Source organism: Kitasatospora hibisci, assembly GCF_043950205.1.
Lineage (GTDB): Bacteria > Actinomycetota > Actinomycetes > Streptomycetales > Streptomycetaceae > Kitasatospora > Kitasatospora hibisci.
The window spans coordinates 7,958,964-7,982,329 of the sequence record NZ_CP171642.1 but is presented as its reverse complement, the minus strand read 5'-3'; the positions used below and the strand labels follow the sequence as shown (position 1 = coordinate 7,982,329).

Annotated in this window: 18 protein-coding genes and 2 pseudogenes; 10 read left to right on the top strand and 10 right to left on the bottom strand. The window is 69.8% G+C overall.

From position 1 onward, the window contains the following. Window positions 1–9 precede the first annotated feature (9 nt). Genes ACF9IK_RS34595 through ACF9IK_RS34585 form a run of 3 tightly spaced genes read left to right on the top strand, consistent with a single transcriptional unit; the run spans window position 10 to window position 2,198 of the window. A complete protein-coding gene (locus ACF9IK_RS34595) occupies window positions 10–393 on the top strand; it encodes a transposase (protein ID WP_395295430.1) in 384 nt (127 codons plus the stop codon). A gap of 20 nt (window positions 394–413) precedes the next feature. Continuing rightward, window positions 414–1,418: an IS3 family transposase gene (locus tag ACF9IK_RS34590; RefSeq protein WP_395292217.1), complete on the top strand. Its 1,005-nt coding sequence runs from the start codon at window positions 414–416 to the stop codon at window positions 1,416–1,418. A gap of 39 nt (window positions 1,419–1,457) precedes the next feature. After that, complete coding sequence (locus ACF9IK_RS34585) at window positions 1,458–2,198, top strand: hypothetical protein (protein WP_395298009.1); 741 nt, start codon at window positions 1,458–1,460, stop codon at window positions 2,196–2,198. A 248-nt stretch (window positions 2,199–2,446) separates the two neighbouring features. Here the strand turns inward: ACF9IK_RS34585 and ACF9IK_RS34580 are convergent, their stop codons facing one another. Next, window positions 2,447–3,220, bottom strand: a complete 774-nt coding sequence (locus ACF9IK_RS34580) for a hypothetical protein (RefSeq protein WP_395298008.1) — start codon at window positions 3,218–3,220, stop codon at window positions 2,447–2,449. Window positions 3,221–3,503: 283 nt separating this feature from the next. Between ACF9IK_RS34580 and ACF9IK_RS34575 the strand changes: the two genes are divergently transcribed. The 4 genes and pseudogenes from ACF9IK_RS34575 to ACF9IK_RS34560 form a co-directional block, all read left to right on the top strand. Further along, window positions 3,504–3,728: a hypothetical protein gene (locus tag ACF9IK_RS34575; RefSeq protein WP_395298007.1), complete on the top strand. Its 225-nt coding sequence runs from the start codon at window positions 3,504–3,506 to the stop codon at window positions 3,726–3,728. Further along, window positions 3,716–4,318, top strand: a complete 603-nt coding sequence (locus ACF9IK_RS34570; RefSeq protein WP_395298006.1) for a hypothetical protein — start codon at window positions 3,716–3,718, stop codon at window positions 4,316–4,318. The genes ACF9IK_RS34575 and ACF9IK_RS34570 overlap by 13 nt, the downstream gene beginning before the upstream one ends. Before the next feature lie 39 nt (window positions 4,319–4,357). Continuing rightward, on the top strand, window positions 4,358–4,828 hold the full coding sequence (locus ACF9IK_RS34565) for a Mu transposase domain-containing protein (RefSeq protein WP_395298005.1): 471 nt from the start codon (window positions 4,358–4,360) through the stop codon (window positions 4,826–4,828). Next, window positions 4,825–4,977: pseudogene (locus ACF9IK_RS34560) on the top strand (IS21-like element ISAau2 family helper ATPase IstB); the annotation flags it as partial. The gene ACF9IK_RS34565 and the pseudogene ACF9IK_RS34560, both read left to right, overlap by 4 nt. Window positions 4,978–5,127: 150 nt before the next feature. On the opposite strand, the gene ACF9IK_RS34555 reads toward ACF9IK_RS34560, so the two are convergent. Together ACF9IK_RS34555 and ACF9IK_RS34550 are read right to left on the bottom strand one after the other, a co-directional pair. Then, on the bottom strand, window positions 5,128–5,385 hold the full coding sequence (locus ACF9IK_RS34555; protein WP_395298803.1) for a hypothetical protein: 258 nt from the start codon (window positions 5,383–5,385) through the stop codon (window positions 5,128–5,130). Between the two features lie 84 nt (window positions 5,386–5,469). Beyond that, entirely contained in the window at window positions 5,470–6,861 is a 1,392-nt protein-coding gene (locus tag ACF9IK_RS34550) for a S8 family serine peptidase (RefSeq protein WP_395298004.1), read from the bottom strand. A gap of 357 nt (window positions 6,862–7,218) precedes the next feature. Between ACF9IK_RS34550 and ACF9IK_RS34545 the strand changes: the two genes are divergently transcribed. Next, window positions 7,219–8,412: an ISAs1 family transposase gene (locus ACF9IK_RS34545; RefSeq protein ID WP_395292209.1), complete on the top strand. Its 1,194-nt coding sequence runs from the start codon at window positions 7,219–7,221 to the stop codon at window positions 8,410–8,412. Window positions 8,413–8,529: 117 nt separating this feature from the next. Here the strand turns inward: ACF9IK_RS34545 and ACF9IK_RS34540 are convergent, their stop codons facing one another. Beyond that, a complete protein-coding gene (locus ACF9IK_RS34540) occupies window positions 8,530–9,519 on the bottom strand; it encodes a DUF4238 domain-containing protein (protein WP_395298003.1) in 990 nt (329 codons plus the stop codon). Between the two features lie 314 nt (window positions 9,520–9,833). Beyond that, a complete protein-coding gene (locus tag ACF9IK_RS34535) occupies window positions 9,834–11,675 on the bottom strand; it encodes a histidine decarboxylase (protein ID WP_395298002.1) in 1,842 nt (613 codons plus the stop codon). Between the two features lie 635 nt (window positions 11,676–12,310). Here ACF9IK_RS34535 and ACF9IK_RS34530 point away from each other — a divergent pair. Beyond that, window positions 12,311–12,943, top strand: a complete 633-nt coding sequence (locus ACF9IK_RS34530; protein ID WP_395298001.1) for a DJ-1/PfpI family protein — start codon at window positions 12,311–12,313, stop codon at window positions 12,941–12,943. Window positions 12,944–13,149: 206 nt separating this feature from the next. Here the strand turns inward: ACF9IK_RS34530 and ligA are convergent. Further along, window positions 13,150–14,637 (bottom strand): annotated as a pseudogene (ligA, locus tag ACF9IK_RS34525) (NAD-dependent DNA ligase LigA); the annotation flags it as partial. A 317-nt stretch (window positions 14,638–14,954) separates the two neighbouring features. After that, complete coding sequence (locus ACF9IK_RS34520) at window positions 14,955–15,902, bottom strand: ornithine cyclodeaminase family protein (RefSeq protein WP_395298000.1); 948 nt, start codon at window positions 15,900–15,902, stop codon at window positions 14,955–14,957. Between the two features lie 161 nt (window positions 15,903–16,063). Between ACF9IK_RS34520 and ACF9IK_RS34515 the strand changes: the two genes are divergently transcribed. Beyond that, window positions 16,064–17,527 (top strand): hypothetical protein, encoded by a 1,464-nt coding sequence (locus ACF9IK_RS34515; protein WP_395297999.1) that lies wholly within the window; start codon window positions 16,064–16,066, stop codon window positions 17,525–17,527. A 91-nt stretch (window positions 17,528–17,618) separates the two neighbouring features. On the opposite strand, the gene ACF9IK_RS34510 is transcribed toward ACF9IK_RS34515, so the two are convergent. From ACF9IK_RS34510 to ACF9IK_RS34500, 3 genes are all read right to left on the bottom strand, one after another. Further along, window positions 17,619–17,981, bottom strand: a complete 363-nt coding sequence (locus tag ACF9IK_RS34510) for an acyl carrier protein (protein WP_395297998.1) — start codon at window positions 17,979–17,981, stop codon at window positions 17,619–17,621. Next, entirely contained in the window at window positions 17,978–21,232 is a 3,255-nt protein-coding gene (locus tag ACF9IK_RS34505) for a non-ribosomal peptide synthetase (protein ID WP_395297997.1), read from the bottom strand. The genes ACF9IK_RS34510 and ACF9IK_RS34505 overlap by 4 nt, the downstream gene beginning before the upstream one ends. Before the next feature lie 263 nt (window positions 21,233–21,495). Next, a complete protein-coding gene (locus tag ACF9IK_RS34500; RefSeq protein WP_395297996.1) occupies window positions 21,496–22,977 on the bottom strand; it encodes a class I adenylate-forming enzyme family protein in 1,482 nt (493 codons plus the stop codon). Between the last annotated feature and the right edge of the window lie 389 nt (window positions 22,978–23,366).

The following is a 23,366-nucleotide window of genomic DNA, read 5'->3' as shown; positions in this document are numbered from 1 at the left end:
CCACCCCTGATGACCAGCACCAAGCCGTCCGCGTCCGACCCGGCTCCCCGGCCGAAGCGCCGCACCTTCACGCCCGAGTACAAGCTGCGGATCGTCGCCGAGTACGACGCCGCGCCCGAGGGCGAGAAGGGCGCGGTCCTGCGCCGCGAGCGCCTCTACCACTCCCACGTCACCGAGTGGCGGGCCGCGCGCGACGCCGGGGCCCTGGAGAACCTGGTCGACCGCCGCACGAGCCCGGCCCGCCCGAAGAAGTCCGCCACCGAGGCGGAGAACGAGAAGCTGCGCCGCCAGGTGGAACGGCTGGAGAGGGAGCTCGCCCGGAACAAGGCCGCGCTGGAGGTCCTGGGAAAAGCGTCGGCGCTCTTGGAAATGATCTCCGAGAGCGCGGACTGACGCACGCCGCCGACCCCGTCGTGGACGAGGCGTTCACCGCCATCGAACACCAGTTGGGCACCACGGCCGCGTGCCGGCTGACCGGCCGCTCCCGGGCCACCCACTACCGCAGACTGAAACCGCCACCCCCGCGCAAGCCCAGGTCCCCGCAGGTCCAACCCTCCGCCCTGACGGCCGAAGAGCGTGACGCGGTCCTGAAGTTGATGAACAGCCCCGAGTACGCCGAACTGCCACCCGCGCAGATCTGGGCCCGCGAACTGGACACCGGGCGCTACCACTGCTCGGTCTCCACGATGTACCGGATCCTGCGCGAGCGCGGCCAGTCCGGTGAGCGCCGCCGCCAGGCCACCCACCCGGCCAAGACGGTGCCCGAACTGGTCGCCGACGGCCCCTCCCAGGTCTTCACCTGGGACATCACCAAAGCGGCCGGCCCCCGCAAGGGCATCTGGTACCACGCCTACGTCATCATCGACATCTTCAGCCGCTACATCGTCGGCCACACCGTCGAGGCGGCCGAATCAGCCGAACGAGCCGAGGAGCTGATCCGCGAGACCATCGCACGCAACGGCATCGTCCCCGAGACCGTGCACGCCGACCGGGGCACCTCGATGACCTCCAAGAAAGTCTCCCAGCTGCTGATCGACCTCGGCGTCACCAGGAGCCACTCGCGCCCCAAGGTCTCCAACGACAACCCCTACAGCGAGGCCCAGTTCAAGACCACCAAGTACATGTCCGACTACCCCGAGCGATTCGACTCCCTCGCCCACGCCCGCGAATGGTTCGACGCCTTCATCGCGTACTACAACCACGAACACCGGCACTCGGGCATCGGACTTCACACACCCGCCAGCGTCCACTTCGGCACCGCCGAGGAGATCCGCGACCAGCGGGCCATCACCCTCTCCGAGGCCTACGCGCGCCACCCCGAACGCTTCGGCCGCCGCCCCAGACCACCCGAGATCCCGAAGACGGCATGGATCAACGACCCCGCCAAGCGCAGCCAACCCGCACCACAAACCTCATAGCATCACGACCGTCTCACTGGACTTGAAATCTTCCGACACATGAACTACGTCAGCAAGATGCTCGGTGCCCCTGACATCTCCGTAACCCTCGCGCGAGCCGCAGCTCGCCGAGTCTACGGCCACTCCAACAGGACGAACCCTCGCGCAGTGCCGACCTCTCACAGGTACCGTGTCGAAGAGGTCCCACCGGCCCTGCCCCGAGCTCTCTTCGACACCCACTTCGCGCCACTCACCGAGCGGCTGCCATCCGTCACCTACGAGATGCAACGCTACTTGCGCCGTGCCGCATCGCTCCGGCTCGCGGAGCTGATCTCCGGCGGAACCTGGCGTCAGTGTGCAACAGCCCTGGCCATTCCCGAAAACAGTGCCAGGCAGACCCTCAACGTCCTGGGTCGCGCATTCGCCCCGGACAGCCTGTGGCCCATCTTCGAAAACGTCGTGGACCACATCGCCCAGGAACTGGATGAAAGCGACGCCCGCGTCGACTACGTCAAGCGCCGACGACTGATGGCCCAGTGGCACCTACCCGCAGATCACCACTACGCGATGTGCCAGGACCTCCGCAAGCTCCGTACGTTGCGGGAGCAAAGCAATCCCTCGCCCATAGAGGTCCTCGTGTGGAGCGCAGTCACGGAGGCTGAGTACCTCCACTCCCCAATCCTGAGGGCCCTGCGCCTCAGCGCGGAAGGAGGGGGAAGGAGTCTGACTCTAAGTATCCATCGGCTCGTCAGGCCGACTTCCCCGGTAGGTGGAAGCCTGAGACTCCGCCCGACGGATTGACCGGTACGCCACCCGCCTGGCCACGGCCTGCGACCGCGACCTGGGGCTAGGTGTCTCTGTCGACGAGGTGCTCCGCGAAGAGAGCGAAGCCTTCGCCAGCTGCAGCACATCGCAGTGACAACACATCAACTCGTCCCGACCCTCGCGCTCGGGGCGGTGGGTTCCAGCCCGCAGCTACCCGGCGGCGCCGGTCTGCTGAAGGACATCGTGACACTGCGCGGAGCCCGTTACAGGTCGCGCAGCCCTCGTCACACACTCGTCGAGGGAAGTTCCCCCACCAAGAGTTCGACCGGACCACCACCCAAGGGGCGATACCAGAGCAGGTCAACGACACCTGGGTGCAAGTCCAGCACGGGCTGCACCGCCGCGAGAACCGTGTTGCCGTGTCCAACCTGCCAGACGGTCCCGTTTCTGGCCCCCGGACGGGGGCGCTGGTCCAGGAGGAGCATCACTGGGAAGCCCGCATCCTTGGCGTTCTTGAGCTGCTTGGTCAGCTTCTTCTCTAGGGCCGCCCCGATTCCCTGAGCGATCTGAGAGTCAAGGCGCGCGTTGCTGGTGATGTTCATGAAGGGGATCAGGTCGATCCCCACCGGAGCGTCAGCGATGATCTGCGTTGAGGTGAAGCCGTCGTCGCCGTACTGGTCCTGACCAGTTTTGGCCGCGTTCCGGGCCTGGTCAATGACCGACTGGACGTAGGCGTCACTTCGGGCTCGCCCAAGCTTGCCGTCCTGCGGCTGGACGGAGACCACCAACGCGCACTTGTACTCCTGTACGACGGCCTCCAGGCCCGCCCTCAGCTTCTCGTCGATCGAGTCGATGGCTGGGATGAGCCGGCTGTCCTGAGACAGAAGGCAGTGATCGACAGCCCACTCGACGCCGTCGACCAGCAGGATCCCATCCACCGTCAGCGGATGAGACGCATCGCGGTCGGGATGCGCCGTCAGGGCAGCATGGCGGCCGCCTGCAGCCAGAGCCGCGATAAGATCCTGCAGGGCCTCGTCCTCGTGGTCGAACTTCTCCATCGTGAGCGACACATCTCCTTGGCAGGGGGGAGCCCTAAGCCGGCGGCGTCAGCGGTCGGCGCGACGTATCTGGCTCGCCGAGACTACTCCGATTGGTCAACACGAGGGCCCCGATTCCCCCGCATCGGGCAACGCTGGACGATGGTGCTCTCATCCCGGACTCGGACAACTTCAAGGTGCGGACCGTCGGCCCTGCAGGTCACACGGGGCGGTGGCCAGACGCTCAAGCCTTGTCGCGGCACGGATGGTCTGGCATCGGGCCGAGGGGTTGTCGGCACGGGCTGTGGCCCGGCAGCTGGGGATATCCCAGGGCACGGTGGCGCGGGCCCTGGGCTCGGACCGGCGGCCGGTCTACCAGCGGCCGTTGAAGGGCTCGGCGGTGGACGCGGTGGAGCCGGCGGTGCGCGAGCTGCTGCAGCAGACCCCGACGATGCCGGTCACGGTGATCGCCGAGCGAATCGGCTGGGAGCGGCGGCTAACGACCTGCGGGAGCGGGTGCGCGAGCTGAGACCAACCTACCTTCCCGTTGACCTGGTCTCGCGGACGGTCTACGAGCCCGGCGGGCTGGCCCAGTGCGATCTGTGGTTCCCGGAGGCGGACATCCCGCTCGGCTACGGCCAGGGTGGCCGTCCGCCGGTGCTGGTCATCGTCTCCGGTTACTCCGGGATGATCACCGCCAGGATGCTGCCCTCGCGGCAGACCAACGATCTGATCGACGGGCACTGGCGGCTGCTGACCGGCTGGGGCGCCGTCCCGAAGACGCTGGTCTGGGATAACGAGCCGGGCGTCGGCAGGGGCTGGCCGACCAGCGAGTCCGCCGCCCTCGCGGGCCTGCTCGCCACCAGGATCCACTTCTGCCGGCCCCGGGATGATCCCGAGGCGAAGGGCCCGGTGGAGCGGGCCAACGGCTACATGGAGACCAGCTTCCTGCCCGGCCGGACCTTCGCCGGCCCGGGCGACTTCAACACCCAGCTGGCCTGGCTGCAGAACGCCAACCGTCGTCGGGACCGCATGATCGACGCCCGGCCCCTCGACCGGTGGGAGGCAGACCGGGCGGCCATGCTGGCCATCCCGCCCGTCGACCCGCCGACCTGGTAGCCGCTTCGCACCTGTCTGGGCCGCGACCACTACATCCGCGTGGACACCAACGACTACTCCGTCCACCCCCATGCGATCAGCCGCCTGATCACCGTCCGGGCGGTCACCGAGGAGATCACCGTGACCTGCGGCGAGGACGTGGCGGCCCGCCATGCCCGCTGCTGGGCCCGCCACCAGTCGATCACCGGCCCCGAGCATGTCATCGCGGCCCGGCACCTGCGCGAGAGGTCTGGCAGCAACGGACCGCCCACGCACGCATCGCCCAGGCCGCGCTCCTGGCACCCGACGGCCTCGGCGTCGAGGTCGAACAGCGCGAGCTGGCCACCTACGACCGTATCTTCACCCTCATCGAGGGCGGAGCCGGAAAGAGGACCCCCCGATGACCCCAACCACCGCCCCCACCAGTCAGAACACCACCACCGCCAAGAGCGACCGTCCACCACGAGGCACGCACCGCCCGCACCGGTCGGCAGACCACCGCCGACCTCGTCTTCCTCGCCCGCGCAATGAAGGCACCCGCCCTGCTGGATGCCGCCGAGCGCCTGGCCGAACGCGCCCAGGCCGAGTCCTGGCCCCACCTCGAATACCTCGTCGCCTGCCTGCAGCGCGAGGTCGCCGCCCGCGACAGCCACGGCGGAGAGGGCCGCATCCGGGCCGCCCGTTTCCCCGCCATCAAGACCATCGAGGACCTCGACCTCGCCCACCTGCGCGGGCTGCCTCGCACTTCTGGGAACAAAAACGCGCGACGCCCCCGCCCCTTCGTGTCGACCATCCAGCCAGCCGAGGCCTCGGAGAACGAGACCGGCGCACTACTGGTCGGCGGGAACACTCAGGGTGTGCGCAAACTTCCAGGTGTCGGGATAGGCGGCGTCGATGCCTGGAACAGCGCGAGCTCGTTCGGCCGCTTCGCTGGGGTCCGTCTCCGCTGGGAAGAGCGCGATCATGCTCTCGGTCATCTCCTCGGTTGGGGGGAGCACCCCGTCCGTGCCTGCTGCACTCCGCAGTCGTTCTGCGGTTTCCTGCCAGTCAGCTCCGGCCGTCAGTTCGACGACGATACGCACAGCCATGGGATGCTCCTGACCAGTCGCTGGTAGTGCTTGCCGCGACACAGCTCGGACTTACAGGGCGCTTTTGCCCAGCAGATGGAGCGTCTAAAGCCCCAGCGCTCGTTGCAGTGCCGCTTCAGCGTTGACCAGTCCCCGCCCAAAGGTCGGGTTTGGGACCGGATCGGCGGGTTGCTTGCGCAACGGTGTTGCCGTCCCCAGGATGATCTGGGTTACGTCTGATGCCGTCAAGCCTAGGTTGAGTGACAGGAGCAACGCGGCTACTCCGGTGACGTGAGGTGATGCCGTCGATGTACCACTTAGTTCAGTGTATGAACCGCCTCCCCAGTACGTGCTCCGGATCTTGACGCCGGGCGCACAGACGCTTACATGGTCACCGAAGTTGGAGAACGATGCCAGTTGGCTTTGTGGTTCCGTTGCTGCCACCGCGATGACACCGGGTAGCGCTGCCGGATACGTAGGGTCAGACCTTCCATCGTTCCCGACTGCCGCGACCACGACGACATTGCGCTGCACTGCGTATTCGATTGAGCTGCGTTCGCTGGGGTTCACGTCGTAGTCCCCCAGACTCATGTTCACGATCTTGGCGCCGTTATTTACCGCCCACCTGATGCCCCGGGCGGTGTCGGCGCCGGTGCCTAGAGGTACCACTTCGCGCGTGCTCTGCTCGTACGCGCGGGCAAGCACGCGCACGGGCATTAGGCCGCACCTCCACGTCACGCCTGCCACGCCATCCATGCTGGTGCGCTCACAGGAGATCGTCCCAGCCACATGGGTACCGTGACCCACTTCGTCCTCCGGCGGACCGGAGGCACCTGTGTAGTTACCCAAAAGCACGTAACCGTCTGGCGGTGTCGGGCGCACGTCGAAAGCGACGCAGTTCTTCCCCGCCACGAGATGGGGTCGCAAGTCCGGATGATTGAGGTCCACGCCGGTATCGAGCACAGCCACCACGACGTTGGCATCACCGATGGTCCGTTGCCAGGCCGTGGGACAGTCGATCTTTGGTAGTCCCCACTGGCGCGGGTGGTGGGAACCGTGGCGACTGCCAGCCGTCATGCCCTGGCGCCAGTGGTTCGGTTCAGCCGAGAGAACGTCCCGGTTACCCTTTTTGGTCAAAGTGGCCAGGGCTTCGTCAATGGAGGTGGCGGGGTCGTATTGGATGCGAAAGTGAGATTCCTCTCCAACTTCAGCCACGAACGTATGTCCGGCCAGTGTCGGCGGGGACGGAAGATACAGGTGAGAGATTGATCGCACGTGGATGTCTTGAAGGGCCTCATCAAGATCAGGCAGGCCCAGCTGCTTGACCCCAGTCCCTTCCAGCATCGACGCGTCGGGAATGGACACCGTTACTCTGCGTGCCGCTTCAGGCTTCAGCTCGACCAGCGCCTCGCCCGGAACGCGGCTGTCATCGTTTGGACCGAAGATCGAGAAGCGCTTCGCTGACTTGTCTGGCGGCCCACGTCGCTCAGATTCCATGGCAAATCCCCCTAGAGATGCTCGTCGGAACAGAGAGCCCTGTGCGGGCGTGTTCGAACGCGACATTCCGGCCGCTTTTGCAGGAAGCGGGCGGGCTCGGCTACCGCTCTTGGTCCCCTGATCAACGCTAACGGAGCATGGCAGACCCCGCACGCGGGGTGCTGGCCGGGAGATCCAGAGCCTGCCGCCCGAGATGAAGTTCCGTGGGCGACCAGGGCGCGAGCGTTCTCGGGTGACGAGACGTCACAGTTGTGACGAAGTAGGAGGGTTGTCCGCTTCGCCGGTGTGGTGAAACGGGACGCGGCTCCGGATGATCAAGGTGTCGAAGCCGTTGATCACAACCGAAGCCGCGTCTGCATGCCATCCTCCCTGATCTCCACCGTCACCCGCCACCAGGACCACATGCCGGGCGATCTGACCGGCGACGCCGAGCGCCTGATCACCCTGGCCGAGGTCCTGGACCGCCTGCCGGACCCGCGCCGCACGCGGGGGCGCCGCTACCGACTGGGCGCCCTGCTCGTGCTGTGCGCCACCGCGGTAATGGCCGGGGCGTCCACCTGGGCCGCCATCGTCCGCTTCGCCGCCGGCCTCGACCCGGTGCTGCGCGAGCGCATCGGCCTGGTCCGCGGCATCCCGCGCACCAGCACACTGGCCCGCCTCCTCGCCCGCCTCGACGGCGACGCGCTCGACGCGGCACTGGGCGCCTGGCTGCAACTGCAGCACACCGACCCACTCACCGGCCCAGTCCCGGCAGACGCACCGGTCAAACGGGACGCGGTCTCGGTCGACGGCAAGACCTTGCGCGGCTCGCGAACCCGCGAGCGCCGGGCCGTCCACCTGCTCGCCGCGTCGATCCACGGCACCCGCGCCGTCATCGCCCAGCGGCAGGTCGACTCCAAGAGCAACGAGATCACCGCGTTCCGCCCGCTCCTCGGACCCCTCGACCTGGCGGACAAGGTCGTCACCTTCGATGCCCTGCTCACCCAGCACGACCACGCCCGCTTCCTGGTCGAGGAGAAGAACGCGCACTACATCGCCCTGATCAAGGGCAACCACCCCACCCTGCACGCCCAGTTGAAGAAGCTCCCCTGGAGTGAGGTCCCGCTCATGGACAAGACCCGCGCCATCGCTCACGGCCGCGACGAGATCCGCCGCCTGAAGGCCGCCACCGTCCCCGACCTTCCCTTCCCCCACGCCGACCAGGTCCTGCAGATCGTGCGCCGCCGTCGCGTCCTGAGCACCGGCAAACTCACCGTCGAACGCATCTACGCGCTCACCGACCTGACGATGCACGAGGCCACGGCCGCCCACCTCGCCGAACACGTACGCGAACACTGGGGCGTCGAGGCCCTGCACCACCTGCGTGACGTCACCCTCCGCGAGGACGCCTCCAAGATCCGCACCGGCAGCGCACCCCGCATCATGGCCGGTCTGCGCAACACCGCCCTCGCGCTCGCCGAGCTCGCCGGCTGGCACAACCACGCCGCGGCAGTCGATCACTACAGGTCACGCCCCGACCACGCACTCGACCTGATCAAGCCCACAACCTGAGAAAGCTCATGCCCTGCGTGGGCGACAGCCACCAAGCGTCGCCCCAGGGCACGCTGTGAGGCCGTTTGACAGTGGTTGACCATCCTCCAGGAGGAAGGAGGCGACTGGGGGCCCGCATCAGCGACGGCTGGTCCAGTGGTGGATTATGTCGCCCATCGGTTCGCGACGGCCGTTCGGGCCGACTTGGAAGCCCGGTGCCTGGTTGAAGCGCAGTCTTGGGCCGCGTTCCCTGAGGTCCACCTTGTCTTGCCAGATAGGCCGGTGGGGATGTCCGACGATGACCTGCTCGCAGGTGTCGGCCAGGTCTGCGTTGCACCTTTCAACCCGCCTCGGGCTGACATCTGCCACCGATGTGCCCGTGCCGCGGGTGAGTACCAGTTGCTTGCGCGGGTCCAGAGGGAACCTGATCTGATGGGCGTCCATGAGTCCGAAGCCCTTGTAGGCGTCCTCCTTGGAGTTCGGCTTCCACAGGACGAGAGGGGAGTCTGAGGTGAGGAAGTCGGCGTTGTGGGAGATCTCTAGTTGCCAATGCCTGCCGCGGAAATGCGGCACAAGCTCGGCGACCGTCCCCAAAGTCGCAGAGATCGCGTCGTTCTGGGAGGGGACGCCGTACGCGCTCACCCCTTGAAGCCAACTCAACGCGCCTTCGACCTCGGTGGGCTGCGGAGCGAAACCGAGGTGGTCACGCTCGAGATACTCCGCGACCAGGGTGCGATCGAGAGGCCGGTCTCCCGCGTACGCTTTCACGGCCTCGGGGAAGAGCACTACCGTGCGCTTTTCCGGCGTCCGGTTCATCTGGACAGCGAGATAAAGGCACAGCACCTCCCGATCGTCGCTCCCCGGAGTCGGCAGCCGACCGGTGCGGTCGATCTCGCGCATGACCTGGACTCCGGCATCGTCCAGGTGAGAGAGCTTCTCCTCGACGGAGGTGGAAGTGGTGCCGTCCGACGAGACGGTGGTGTAGAAGCCGCCTCGGACGGCGACGTTGATGACATTGGTCGTGTAGGGGTCCGCGCTGCCGCGCCGCCTGACCCGGACCTGGTCATCGAGACCGAAGCGTGCCAGGTAGGACTGCGGGACGAAGTGATGGCGCTTGGGGGGCGACATGTGGTCGAGGGTAGTCCGCGACCTTGTCATGACGCCTTGGCCCTGCCGCGGAGGTGGCAACCGGCCCGCGAAATTCGAGGGTTAGGCCGTCCCGACCGGGCGCACCTGATCGGGTGCCAGGTCCCCTCAAACACCGATGAGGCGGGTGCGTTGGCGACAGCGCCAGAACTGGCCAGAGACCGCCCAGCACGGTTCAGACGTGGTCCGCCACCGGGCATCGGAAACCGTGGCGCCTGGCCGATCCCGCTAGTTAATCCCGGACCGATCCCAGACTGGGCATCGGCAACCGAAATCTCGGTTCACACCGACATCGATCACTCGAAGCCCCGACCGCTCCACGGCACAGCAGCGAGACGTGCGGCATTGTCCAATACCTCCGGAGCAGGCTCGGGTGTAGGGGCCTGCGTGGCAAATGCCCGCTTGAGTGGCTCTGGGTAGCCGGTGGCGCGAAGGTCTTCGATCAGTTCGTCGATCTGCTGCCTAGTGGTGCCGGCCATCACGAAAGCGTGCGCATAGTCACGCCCGATCTTTCTGCCGCCCGAGGTAATGTATACCGTCTCCGGAGACAATGACCATTTGGAGATGAGCTGATCGACGGGGCGCCGGAACCGGACAGTTAGCGCCCCCGGGGTGCGCGCCACCCACATGCTTCCCGGGGGGTCCTCCAATGTCTCCAGTTGCTCCTTCAGATACTGTGCTAGTTTCTGTGCCCTCTCGATCGATTTCACCTGTGCGCGGTAAGGATGGCGCGAGAGGTAATCCCAGAGCAACAATGGAGAGAAGCCATTACGGGACCCCGCGAAGGTAGTATCCGGAGAGCCGATGTATTCCGGACTCGTTGGAGGACGCACCTGATACTTGACCTTAGTCATGAAAATGCCGCACGGCCATGGGGTGCCAGGCCATTTGTGGCCGCTCATTGCGATAGAGGAAACCATATCAATTTCGCCATGCCCCTCGAGGGGTACGCGTAGCCCGAAGTCGAATTCAGGGATAGGAACCTCTGGTGTGTAGCCGTAGTCTGGATTAGACGCCGCCATGCGCATGAATGGTGCATAGCCCGCACCCAGGGCACCGTCCACGTGAATCCAGAATCCTCGGCGACGTTCAGCGTGATTCCCGTAATGCAATTCACGCTCAAGCATGTCATATCTATGGAAAATCGGCAGCAGTCTCTCGCAAACAGTGCGCACGTCGTCGTGAGCACCTTTGAATGTGCTGCCAAAATTGAGACTCACCAGGATCGGGTGGCCCTTACTTGCAAAGAAGTCCACCAGGGTCGCCAGGGCGTCGGGATCGATATCACCCGGTCCGTCAGCAGAGGAGCCAGACATGCCCGGCTTGGAGGGAACTTCTGTCGGCCATCTGCTCAGCCGATTATTGTTTCGGTCGCGCAGCGGGCAGTCGTCAGGATATTCCGCCTCGCCTACGGCGTGGAATGTCTCGATATTCAGCACTCGGACAGCTTTGGTCAGGGAGTAGTGAGTATCCTCGGAAAAGAATGCCACAGGCCGGTAGGCGTTTCGGTTGGCCCCATCCTGCTTGACCTGAACGGATAGGCCGCTATCTTCTTCCAAGCGAGGGTCATTGATCAGTGCCCGACCGGAGAGGTAGTCACGAGCGTTCCACAATCCGTACATGTTGCCCTCAGTGGAGCCCATCGAAAGCATGTAGCCCCAATACGACTCCCGGTCGCTCGGGTCATGCGGCCAGCGGGCTCTCCAGAGTGACGCATAGTAGTCCAGTACCGCCCGCTCCACCAGCTTCGTGTTTGGTTTATAGCAGCCACTTTGAAAGGGGTCGCCAATGTTGTTCAGGTGGTTGATCATGAATCGGGACAAAGTCTCCCGATAGTGGTTCATATCTTGGTTAACCTGGTAGCCCAACATGTGTGCCCGCTTGTCAGTCAGATACGTCTCAAGGGCATCCAGTGCGTGGCTTCGCTGGTCATTGCTGAGGCCATCCGGAGGAAGTCGGTAGGCCAGGGAAACCAGTCCAGTGTCGTTCATTTGGGCGTAGGTAACCGACGGATCTCTCACGGGTGCGCTGACCAATGCTTCGTGACCATCCACGGCGAGGCCTGCGGCCTCCAGGGAGGCGGGCCAGGTTCTCCCATCGGGAGTAAACGCGCAGGTCAGGCAGTGCGAGTCTGTCATGTCATCCTTCGGTGAAATCGGTAACGGCGGTGATGCAGGGGTACTTACATGTCACCATGGCGCTGTCCTGCCAGTGCTCCGCGACACGCCAATTTCAGCCAATGGAAGCAATTCCGAATGGAGTACCCGCATCAGGCCGGCGGGCGTCATGTTATGGTGCACGAAGTACCAGGCCACTCAAGGCACTGACACTGCAGCGCCTGGCAGCGACAGACGAAGCGCTAGGCGAGGGTACGTTCGATCGTCGATCAATGGTGGCCGCGCCTCCAAGGCGTCCGCCCCGGGTGGGCAATGCGAGGTGATCCCGCACTACCGCAACCAAGGAACGTGTCGGCGGTGGAGATCCCCTGTCCTCGCAACCCCTGCGCGCCGGCGAGACGGTCCCCGGGTGAACTCAGCGGTCGGCAGCCCACGCAAAGGAGGCTTGAGCGCCTGGCTGTCATGAGCGGAGCAATCCTGAATGCCTACGCCTGGGGAGTGCTCCAGCATTTGTAAGACTCAACGGGATCCGGGGTGTGTCTGCGCAGCGCGGATGGCCGATGTCGCGTTCATTAAAAGGGGGTTCCATACCACGTTTACATGCGCCGGGCCATCGTGGTCGGAGAGGACCGGTGCGGGAAAGAAGTCGCGTGGCTGTGGAGGATCTGAGCTGCTTGGATGTGCGTATGAGCGATAGAGATGTGCGTCAGATCGGGATCTTCCTGTTCCCCGGTGTCGAGGAGCTGGACGCAATTGGCCCTTGGGAGGTCCTGTCGTTCTGGACACGCAACTACCCCGAGGACGGCTGGGCCGTATTCTGCACTTCTTTCGACGGCGGCCCCACCGCCTGCGCAAATGGTTTGGCCGTCCAGGCACACCTCTCGGTGGCCGAAATGCCGAGACTGGATGTGCTGCTGCATCCTGGCGGTCTGGGAACCCGTCCCCAGCTCAAGGACACCCAGCACCTGGAATGGATTCGCCAGCAGCGCCGAGTTGTACCATTGATGACCAGCGTGTGCACCGGCTCGTTGGTCTTCGCCGCGGCCGGACTGCTGCGTGATCGCTCAGCCACCACACACTGGGGATCGCTTGATCTACTCAAGGAGATCGACCCGACCATCAATGTGCGTGCCGACGCCCGGTTCGTCGACGAGGGCGACGTGATCACCTCCGCTGGCGTCTCAGCCGGCATCGATATGGCACTCTACTTGGTTAGTCGACTGGCGTCGCCGGAGCGTGCGCGTCAGGTCCGTCGGGTCATCCAATACGACCCACAGCCACCGGTCTGAGTCGTCAGGCAATTGATCGATAGCTGATCGTCATTGGAACCTGTCAGGTGGTGCTGGCTCGGCATGAGCGAATCCCATCCAGGTCGGTTCCGTGCTGACTTCGCCCTGAAACGACATTTAGGATCTTGAATCACAGAACGTAACAGCACGCCCATGATCTTGATGACAGATATCGTCAGTATGTGTCAACTAAAGGCAGTAGTCGCACTGGTGTCGCCCATCCGCTCCAGGGTGAGGAGCTGCTCCTTGGTGAGGGTGAAGAGATCGGCGAGGTCTGCGACCAGCCCGGCCTCGACGAGCTGGACGGCCCGGGTGCCGCCGAGGCCCTCGATGTCCAGCTGGTCCCGCCCGGCGGCGTAGACGATCGACGCGACCGCCTGGCAGCCCCGGCCGCGCACGCAGCGCCACCGCTGCTCCGAGGTGTCGACGGCGTCGCCGCAGCGCGGGCAGACCGCGGGGAACTCGACCGGCTGCTCGGCCCCGGTGCGCTCGTCCACCAGCGGCGCCTCCACCCGCGGGATGACGTCACCGGCGCGGTAGACGAAGACCTGGTCGCCGATCATCAGGCCGCGCCGCTCGATGTCGGCCGGGTTGTGCAGGGTGGCGTAGGTGACGGTGACGCCGTCGATGACCACCGGCTCCAGGACGGCGCGGGGCGCGATGATGCCCGTCCGGCCGACGTTCCACTCGACGCCGAGAAGCCGGGTGACCTTGTGCTGCGCCTGGAGCTTGCGGGCCACCGCCCAGCGCGGGGCGCGCGAGCCGGAGCCGGCCTCCTGCTGGTCGGCCACCGCGTCGGCCTTGACCACGACCCCGTCGATGCCGAACGGCAGCGCGGCGCGCAGGGCGGCGATCTCCTCGATCCGCTGCGCGACCTCCGCCAGCGTGGCGCAGCGGCGCGGATCGGCGGCCGTGCTGGCCGCGGTGTTGGCCCCGAGCTCGGCGAGCCGGGCGAGCAGGTCGCCGTGGTCGAGGTCGCCGTGGTCGGCGCCGGGCAGACCGACCGCGCCGTAGGCGAAGAACGTGAGCTCGACGCGGTAGGGCCGGTCCTTCGCCCGCAGGGTGCCGGCGGCGCCGCTGCGCGGGTGGGCGAACGGGGTGGCACCGTGCGCGGTACGGACGGCGTTGGCGTGGTCGAACTGCTCCTGGGTGAGCAGGACCTCGCCGCGCAGCTCGATGTCGACCGGCTCGGCCAGCCGCTCGGGCAGGCCGAGCACGGCGTCGGCGGCGTGCGTGATGTCCTCGCCGGCCAGGCCGTCGCCCCGGGTCAGCACCCGGGCGAGGCGGCCGGCCCGGTAGCGGGCGGCGACGGCGAGGCCGTCCAGCTTGGGCTCCACGCACCAGGCGGCGACCGGCCGGCCGAGCCGGCGCTCCAGCCCGGCGGCCCAGGACTCCAGTTCCTCGGCGGAGAAGACGTTGTCGAGCGAGAGCATCGGCACGGAGTGGGGAACGTCGCCGACCGCCGCGCCGCCGGCCACCTTGCCGGTCGGCGAGTCCGGCAGCACCTCGTCCGGGTGCTCTGCCTCGTAGGCCCCGATGGCGCGCACCAGGGCGTCGTACTCGTCGTCGCCGAGCGGGGTGGAACCGTCGGCGTAGTACGCCGCGGCGGCCCGGACGGCCGTCGCGACGGCGCCGACGTAGGCGTCGGGAGACGCCAGGGAAGCGGGGGAGGCCGAGGTGGCTGCGTCCTTCATGAGCCCATCATGTCGCGCCGCACTGACATGCGAAGCGGGGCGCGGAGGCGGACGACGGGAGCGACATCCGGTCACGTCGGGCGAAGATCCGGCCACCTCATCGCGCCGGCACCGCCGAAGTCGGACCCCGTTCGATCCATGTCGGTCGGGCATCCGCACGAGGCGCTTCCCCACAGGGCCCGGGCGGCCTCCGGCTCCGGGGCGGCGTCCGGTCTCGGAGCGGCCTCCGGCTCCGGGGCGACCTGCGGGGTGGGCTGAGGGTGGCTCCGGGGCGGCCTCCCGTCTGGCCGCCGGACGCCGGAGGGGCAGGCACCGGGTCAGGAGAGCAGGTCGATCCTCGCCCCGATGTCGCACGCCTCGGCCCGCCGGAGGGCGAGGCCGGCGAGGGCGAGGTCCTGCCAGGGCAGCCCGACGGGGGCGTAGACGGTCCGCGCCGCGCCGTCCGTACGACCCGGGTGCTCGCCGCGAAGGACCTCGCCCAGGGTCGCCGCGGCGGCCGAGGCGGGCATGCCGGCTGCCGCGAGCGCCCCGGCAGCGGCCGCCGGCTCCCGGTCGTCGACCACCAGGAGCGAAGCGGCGAGCAGATCCGCGGAGAGCTCCTGCTTACCGGGCTCGTCGGCCCCGAGCGACGTCAGGTGCTGGCCGGGCCGGGTGTCGGCGAGGTGCAACAGGGGCTCCCGCGACCAGGTGGCCAGCAGCAGGACGTCCGCGGCCGCGGCGACCTCCGCGGCGGAGCCGACGGTCCGCCCGCCGTGCCGGACGCCGAAGGCCGCGCTCCGCGCCGGATCGGTGTCGTGCACCACGAGGTCACGGAAGGTCCGCAGGCTGCGGAGCCCACGCACCGTCAGCTCCGCCTGTGCGCCCGCGCCGATCACACCCAGCACCGCCTTCCCGTCCGGGTCGGCCTCCGCGAGGACGTGCGTCCCCAGGGCCGCCGCCAGGCCGGTGCGCCAGGCCGTGACGGTGGCGGAGTCCAGCAGCGCGAGGAGTTCCCCGTCGCGGCCGTGGTGCAGGCAGATCACCCCGCGCAGCGCCGGGCGGGCGCCGGGGAACTTGGCGTTCACCTTCACCGTGTAGCCGTCCACGCCGGGCAGCAGCCCGGGGATCAGAGCGGTGGCCGTTCCGGGGAACGGCAGGTCCGCCCGGACCCGCTGCCCGGACGCCGACCACTCGTCGGCGTTTCGAAAGCCGTCCGCCAGGGCCGCCAGGCAGGCCGCCGGCTCCAGCACGGCCTCCAGGTCACTGCGGGTCAGGATGCGTGTCACGCCCCCATGATCCCCGACCCGCCCGGCCGGCGGCAGCCCGGCCCGGGCACCGGGGCGGCCGACGTCCGGACACTCCTGGCCCCGCGGGAGGCGGGGGCCTAGGATCCGGTGCCACGTATTGGTCTGAACCATTGTGGGCAGAGACGAACCGGGGGATCCAGGTGGACGACGAGAACGAGCACGACGGCGGCGTACCGCTGGTGGACGGCGGGCACCTGGAGGTCCGCTTCGAGGGGCTCGCGCACGCGACGGGCCCGGCGACGTGGGGGCAGCGGACGATCTGGGCTCCCATCTCCTGGTACGCACCGGACGACCACTACTTCAACATCGCCCTGCCCGTGGAGCTGCGGCACCCCGTCGAGCCGGCGGCACTCGGCTCGGCCGTACGGGCACTGCTGGAGCGGCACGAGTCACTGCGCACGCTGTACCGCACGACGTCCGACGGGGGCCTGGAGCAACTGCTCGCAGGAACCGGCACGTTGGACGTTCGACTCGTCGTGGCCCCGGCGGGCTGGCCCCTGGCGGTCGTCCTGCAGCGCGTCGCCGCCCGGGACAAGGCCGTCCGCTTCGAGCTGTCGGCGACCGGCCCGGACCGGGACGGGCGCCTCGGCGCCCCGCCGCCGCTGCGGGTCAGCGCCGTGCTGGTGGACGGACTGGTCACCGGGGCGGTGCTGACCATGGCCCACATCGCCGCCGACGGCACCGGCGCCCTGGTGGTCCGGGACGACCTGCGCCGGCTGCTCGCGCAGCAGCGCCGCCGCCCGGGCACCCTCCCGCCGCCGGTGCCGGGCCGGCAGCCGCGGGAGCAGGCCGCGTACGAGGCGAGCCCGCCGGCGGCCGCCCGGAGCGCGGCGGCCGCCGCCCTGTGGACCCGCCAACTGGCCGGGATCCCGAACTCGTTGTGGCCCGAGGCGGTCGGGCCCGAGGCGGTGGGCTCGACGGCGGACCGGCCCGAGCCTGCCGGCGCGGCCGAGCGGTGGTGGGAGGGGCAGCTCGTCTGCCCCCGGCTGGACGCCGCCGGCCGGGTCGCCGCGCTGCGCACCGGTACGTCCCCGAGCGCCGTGGTGCTGGCGGCCGTCGGACTGGAGCTGGGCGCACGCACGGGTGCGGCGTCGGTGCCGCTGAAGGTGATCCTGGGCAACCGGGTCACCGAGGCGCAGCGCACGGCCGTCGGAGCCTTCGCCCAGAACGGGCTCGTCGTGCTGGGGACGGCTGGCCCGTTCGACGAGCTCGCCCGACAGGCCTGGCGCGCCCAGCTGCAGACCTCCCGGCACGGTCACTACGACCCCGCCGCACTCGCGGAGACGGTGGCGGCGGAGGAGCTGCGGCGCGGCACCGCGCTGGACCTGAACGCGTTCTTCAACGACCACCGACCGCCGGACCGCTCCCCCGGCGGCGAGGCCGCTCCCTGCGGGCCCGTGGCCCCGGGCGGGCTGCCGGCCGGGCGGTTCTCGTGGCGGCCGCGGTGGGTGCGGCAGGACAGCAGGTTCTTCTTCGGGCTGGCGCACCGCGAGGGCGAGCCGATCGCCACGCTGCTGGTGGACACCCGGTACTTCCCGGCCGCCGAGGTGGAACCCTTCCTGCGCGCCGTCGAGGAGCGGGTGACGGCCGCGGCTGCGGGCTGAGCCGGGGCCGGCACGGCGGCTCCCCGGCCCGCACGGGGCGGGCCGGGGGCGGTGGCGGTGGCGCGTGGGCGCGGTGGCGTGGGAACGGTGCTCAGGCTGAGGCGGCGGCCCTGCTCTGGGCCTCGCTGTTCCGCGCCACGCTGCTCTCCGCCACATCGATCTCCGCCACGCTGCTCTCCGCCACGCCGTGGACGGCGACCAGGTGATCTGCGAGCGCGGCGAGGCTGCGCAGGAAGTCGCCGTCGCCGTCGAGGTCGAGGAGGACCTCGTACCGGGTCTCCACCGCGTCGACGAGGCGGAGCTGGGCGAGCGAGCCGATCCCGAGGGCGACGAACGGGGTGGCCGCGGCGGCCAGCAGGTCGGCCGCGGCCAGTTCGCCGTCGGTGGCGTCGGCCACGATGTCGGCGAGGGCGGCCAGCAGGCCCTCCCGGCGGTGGTCCGGGTGTGCGGTCACGGCAGCAGCTCCTTCACGGCCTCGGCGATCTCGGCCGCAGTCGGGGTGTCGAAGAAGACGTCGAGGTCGAGCTCCGCGCCGAAGGACTTGCGGATCCGGGCGCCGATCTGGATGAACATCAGCGAGTGGGCGCCGAGGTCGAACAGGTCCTCGTCCGGGCCGATGTCGGGGATGCCGAGCACCTCGGAGCAGATCGCGGCCAGCTCGGCCACCAGCGGGTCGGCGGGAACCGTCGGCTCGACCCCGGCAGTACCGTCGTCCTGCACCTCCGTCGGCACCTCCACGGCGCCCGCCGGGGGCAGGGCGCGCCGGTCCAGCTTGCCGTTGGGCGTCAGCGGCATCGCAGCCAGCGGTACGAACAACTGCGGCACCATGAAGCCCGGCAGGCTGCGGCGCAGGTACTCGCGCAGCGCTGCCGCCGTCGGAGCCTGGCCGGCCGGCGCATCCCCGGCCCGGTCGGCGGCCACCAGGTAGCCGACCAGGCGCGGCTCGCCGGCGGCGTCCAGGTCGACGGCGACGGCCGCCTCCGCGACCGCCGGGTGCTCCAGCAGCCGGGCCTCGATCTCTCCGAGCTCGATCCGGTGCCCGCGGATCTTCACCTGGTCGTCGATCCGGCCGAGGAAGTCCAGCTCGCCCTCGGCCGTCCAGGCTGCGAGGTCGCCGGTCCGGTAGAGGCGGGCGCCGGGCGGGCCGTACGGGTCCTCGACGAAGCGCTCGGCGGTCAGTTCGGGCCGCCCGAGGTAGCCCTCGGCGACGCCGTCGCCGCCCAGGTACAGCTCGCCGACGACGCCGACGGGCAGCGGCCGGCGGTGGTGGTCGAGCACGTAGGCGCGGGTGTTGGCGATGGGACGACCGATGCCGACCGCCGCCGGCTCGGCGGGGACCTCCGCGCAGGTGGACCAGATCGTGGTCTCGGTGGGCCCGTAGACGTTGAACAGACGGGCGATCCGCGCGCGCAGCTCGCGCGCGAGCGGCAGCGGCAGCGCCTCGCCGCCGACCAGCCCGGTGACGGCCTCCAGACCGGCGTGGGCACCCGGGCCGACGGGAGCGGGCGGGCCGACGGGGGCGGACGGAGTCGCGTGGGCGGCGTCCCCGACGGAGTCGTCCGCGCCTGACAGGATCACCCGCCAACCGGACGGCGTGGCCTGCACGTGGGTGACGCCCTCGCGCCGGATCAGTGCGTTCAGGCCCGGCCCGTCCAGGGCGAGCCCGTCCTCCGCGAGGACCAGGCGGCCACCGGTGATCAGCGGCAGGTGGAACTCCAGACCGGCGATGTCGAAGGAGAGCGAGGTCAGACCGAGCCAGACGTCGGCCGGGCCCGAGCCCAGCCGGTCGGCGAAGGAGGTGAGGAGGTTGACCAGGGCCCGGTGCCCGATCGCCACGCCCTTCGGCCGCCCGGTCGAGCCGGAGGTGTAGAGCACGTAGGCGCGGTCGTCCGGGCCGGGGGCGGCGGGCCCGGCGGGCCCGCCGGTCTCCCCCGCCGTCGCGTGCGACCCGACCGGCCGGTCGAGCCGCAGCACCACCGGAGCGGCCGCCGCGACGTCGGCGCTCAACTCCCCGTCGGCGAGCACCAGTGCGGCGCCGGAGTCGGCGAGGACGAAGGCGAGCCGGTCGGCGGGGTGGCCGGGGTCGAGCGGCAGGTACCCGGCACCGGTGCGGAGCACGGCGAGCAGGGCCACCGGCAGCAGCGAGGTCCGCTCCAGGTGCAGCGCGACCAGCGAGCCGGGGCCGACCCCGAGGGCGGCCAGCCGCCCGGCCAGGTCGGCGGACTGCTCGCGCAGTTCGCGATAGTCGAGTGTGGCGTCGGCGGCGGTGACGGCGACGGCTTCGGGGGCCGCCGCGGCCTGCGCGTCGAAGAGGTCGAGGACGGTGCGGTCGAACGGATACGGGCGGGTGGTGTCGTTCCACTCCTCGGTGACCAGCCGAAGCTCCGCCGCGTCGAGCAGCGGCAGCCGGTCGACGGGGGTGCCCGGGGCGGCGATCGCCGTCCCGAGCAGGGTTTCGAGGTGCCCGGCGATCCGGTGGGCCGCCTCGGGGACGAGCACGGCGGGGTCGTACTGGAGGCTCAGGCGGCACGCGTCCTCGGCCTCGACCACCTGGAGGTGGAGGGTGTTGCGGGCGGTGCCGTTGAACACCATCCAGTCGACGCGGGCGTGCGTGCCGGTGAAGACCGGCTCGGGCGCGCGCCGCCGGTAGCCGAAGGAGACCGGGGTGAGGCCGAGGCGGGGAGTGAGGCCGCCGACCGCGGCGCCCAGCGGGACGGTGCGGAAGCGGTACAGCTCGCGCAGGTCGGACCGGACGGCCGCGGCGAACTCGGCGAAGGTCCGGGCCGGTTCGCCGGCGGGCGGCGCGAAGTGCGGCAGCTCGTTGACGAACAGACCGATCTCGCTGGCCAGTTCGGGCGTCCGGGTGGAGAGGGCCAGAGCCACCGGGGCATCGGTGTTGCCGTACCGGCGGAGCAGGGCGTGCACGGCGGAGAGCAGGAACTCGAAGGTGGTCACGCCGCAGGAGTCGGCGGCCGTGCGGAGGGCGGCCGGGTCGAGCGTCCGGGTGACGGCCTCACCGGGGCCGGCGCCGTGCGAGGTGCGCCGGACGCCGGGCAGCAGCACCTCGGCCGGATCGGACCAGCGCGGGCCGAACCGGTCGGCGGCCTCGCGGACCAGGATCGCGTCCGGCGCGGGCACGGCGTGGTGGTGGAGCACGACCGGACCGCCGGGCAGCGCCGGGCCGGGGGTGTCCGACTCCGCCACGAGGACGTTGTAGGCCGCGGCGAGGTCGGCGACCAGGACGTCCTTGGAGATGCCGTCGAAGACGGCGTGGTGCGCGACGACCAGCAGGTCGGTGCGGCCGTCGGCGCGGTGGACGAGCGTGAAGCGCGTGAGCGGGCCGGCGGCCAGGTCGAACGGGCGGGATGTCTCGTCGGCCAGCAGCCTGTCCGGCCCTTCCGGCCCGACGCCGGTGGCGTCGACCTCTGTGACACTGAACGCGGCTTCGGACGGGCGGAGTTGCAGCGAGCCGTCCTGCTCCACGAGGGCGACGCGCAGGGCCGGGTGGCGATCGGCGATGGCGGCGCAGGCAGCGGTCAGGGCGGCGGCGTCCACGCGGTCGAAGGAGATCAGCAGCGGCATGTGGTAGCCGGCACCGGCGGCGCCCAGGCGCTCGGTGAGCCAGACGCCCTGCTGGGCGGGCGTCGCGGGAACAGCCGCTTCCGGCGCGGATTCCGTGGTGTGGTCGGGGATCGGCTCAGGCATCGACAACTCGCTTCGGGGATCGGAGGTGCCACGGACGAGGCGGGGCAGGGCGGGGCGCCCCGGCGGGGCGCGGTGAGGCAGTCGCGTACGACGGCGAACGCGAAGGACGACGGACACGAAGGACGGTGGAGGGCACTGCAGCGGACGACGACGGGGTGGCGGCACGCGCGGAGGATGGACGGCGGCACGGCCGAACCACCTCCGGTGGGGCCGGAGGTGGAGGTTGGATCCGGCATCCGCCCCCGCAGCGGACGTGGGCCGGGTCAGGCCGGGGCGGCGAGCAGTTCCCGTACCGCCCGCTTGAGCGGCTTGCCGCCCTCGTTGCGCGGCAGCGCCTCCAGGATGGTGATCCGGCCGGGGATCTCGTGGGCGGCCAGCCGCCCGGCCAGGAAGGAGCGCAGCTCGGCCGGATCGAACTCGGCGCCCGGAGCGGCGACGACGGCGGCACCGACGCTCATCCCGAGCACGGGGTGCGGAAGGCCGACGACGGCCACCTCGGCGACCGCCGGGTGCTCCAGCGCGGCCGCTTCCACCTGCAGCGTCGAGACCTTGTACGCACCGGACTTGATGACGTCGGACTCGCGGTCCACCAGGTGCAGGTAGCCGTCCGCGTCGAGGAAGCCGACGTCGCCCATCCGGACCCAGCCGGCCCGGAAGACGCCCGCCCCGGCCTCCGCGTCGCGGTAGTACGCGCGTTGGGCACCGGGAGACCTCAGGTGGACGTCGCCGGTCTCGCCGGCCGGCAGCGGGCGGCCGTCGGGTCCGGCCACCATCACACTGCCGCGCGCCGCCAGGCCGAGCGCCGTCGGCCGCTGCGGGTCGTAGACCATCGCGGTCTGTGCCGGCGCGGCCTCCGTGGAGGTGTAGTAGTTGACCACGGCGGCGCGGGGGAACGCCTCGGTGAGCGCCGTCGCCACGGTGGGCGGCAGAGCGGCGGCGGTCGAGCCGAGCAGCCGGACCGAGGAGAGGTCGAAGCGTTCCTGCACACGGGCGTTGAGCAGTTCGGCGGCCATCGCCGGGACGAGGAAGACGCTGCCGACCGCCCGCTGCTCGATCAGCCGGGCGAACCGGCCCGGGGTGAACCGGGTGGCGACCAGCGCCGCCGGGTGTGCGTCCAGCGCGTTCAGCAGCATGGTCTGGCCCGCGTTGGTGCCCACCGCGAAGCAGTGCAGGAACTCCTCGGAGTGGGTCAGCGGTCGGTGCCGGGCGTGGGGCCGGGTGCCGTGCACGACGTTGCCGTGCGTGGCCAGCACGCCCTTGGGACGGCCGGTGGTGCCGGAGGTGTAGAGGACCTGGGCGGGCGCGTCCGGTCCGACCGCCGGCAGCCGCTCCAGCTCGGCGGCCACGGCGGCCGAAACGCCCGTCTCGGCCACGAGTTCGGCCGGCGAGGCGGTCCACCACGGACCGGTCGGCACCTGGGCGGCAGGGCCCGCGACCAGCCCGGCTGCCTCGCAGTGGCCGAGCACGAAGGCGACCGCCTCGGCCGGCTGCCGGTCCGAGATCGGCACGGCCGTGGCGCCGGCGCGGGTCACCGCGCAGTAGTGGACGGCGAAGTCGGGCCAGTCGCGCAGGCCGAACAGCAGGCCGACCCGGTCGCCGGGCCGGATGCCGCGGCGGACCAGGGCGACCGCCACGGCGGTGGAGGCGTCGTGCCACTGGGCGAAGGTCAGGCTCCGGCCGTCGTCGGTGCTGATCGCCGTCCGGTCGGGCTGCACCGCCGCCCTGAGCTCCAGCAGCCCGTGCACCGTGCGCCCGACCCCGACCCCGACCCCGGCATCGGCATCGGCCCCGGACCCGGACCCGGACCCGGACCCGGACGACCCGGGCGTCCGGAACGGCTCAGGCGCTCCTGCGGTCTCGCCAACGGTGCCTCTGCGCATGGAACTCGACACTCTCCCCGTGGTTCCTTCAGGCCGCCCCCCGGGCAACTCCTCCAGGGGTATTGGTCCAGACCTGGCTGAGAGATTGGCATAGACCACCTATGGGGTCAAGGATTCCCGGACATCTCCCGCCGGCACCCTCGCAGGTCGCCGCGCCCGCACCGCCGGAGCGCCTCGTCGGCCGCGGCCGTTCCGCGCGACGCATTCCGCTGCAAATGGGGTCCAAGGGCCCCAGACGCCACCGGCGCGGGCGA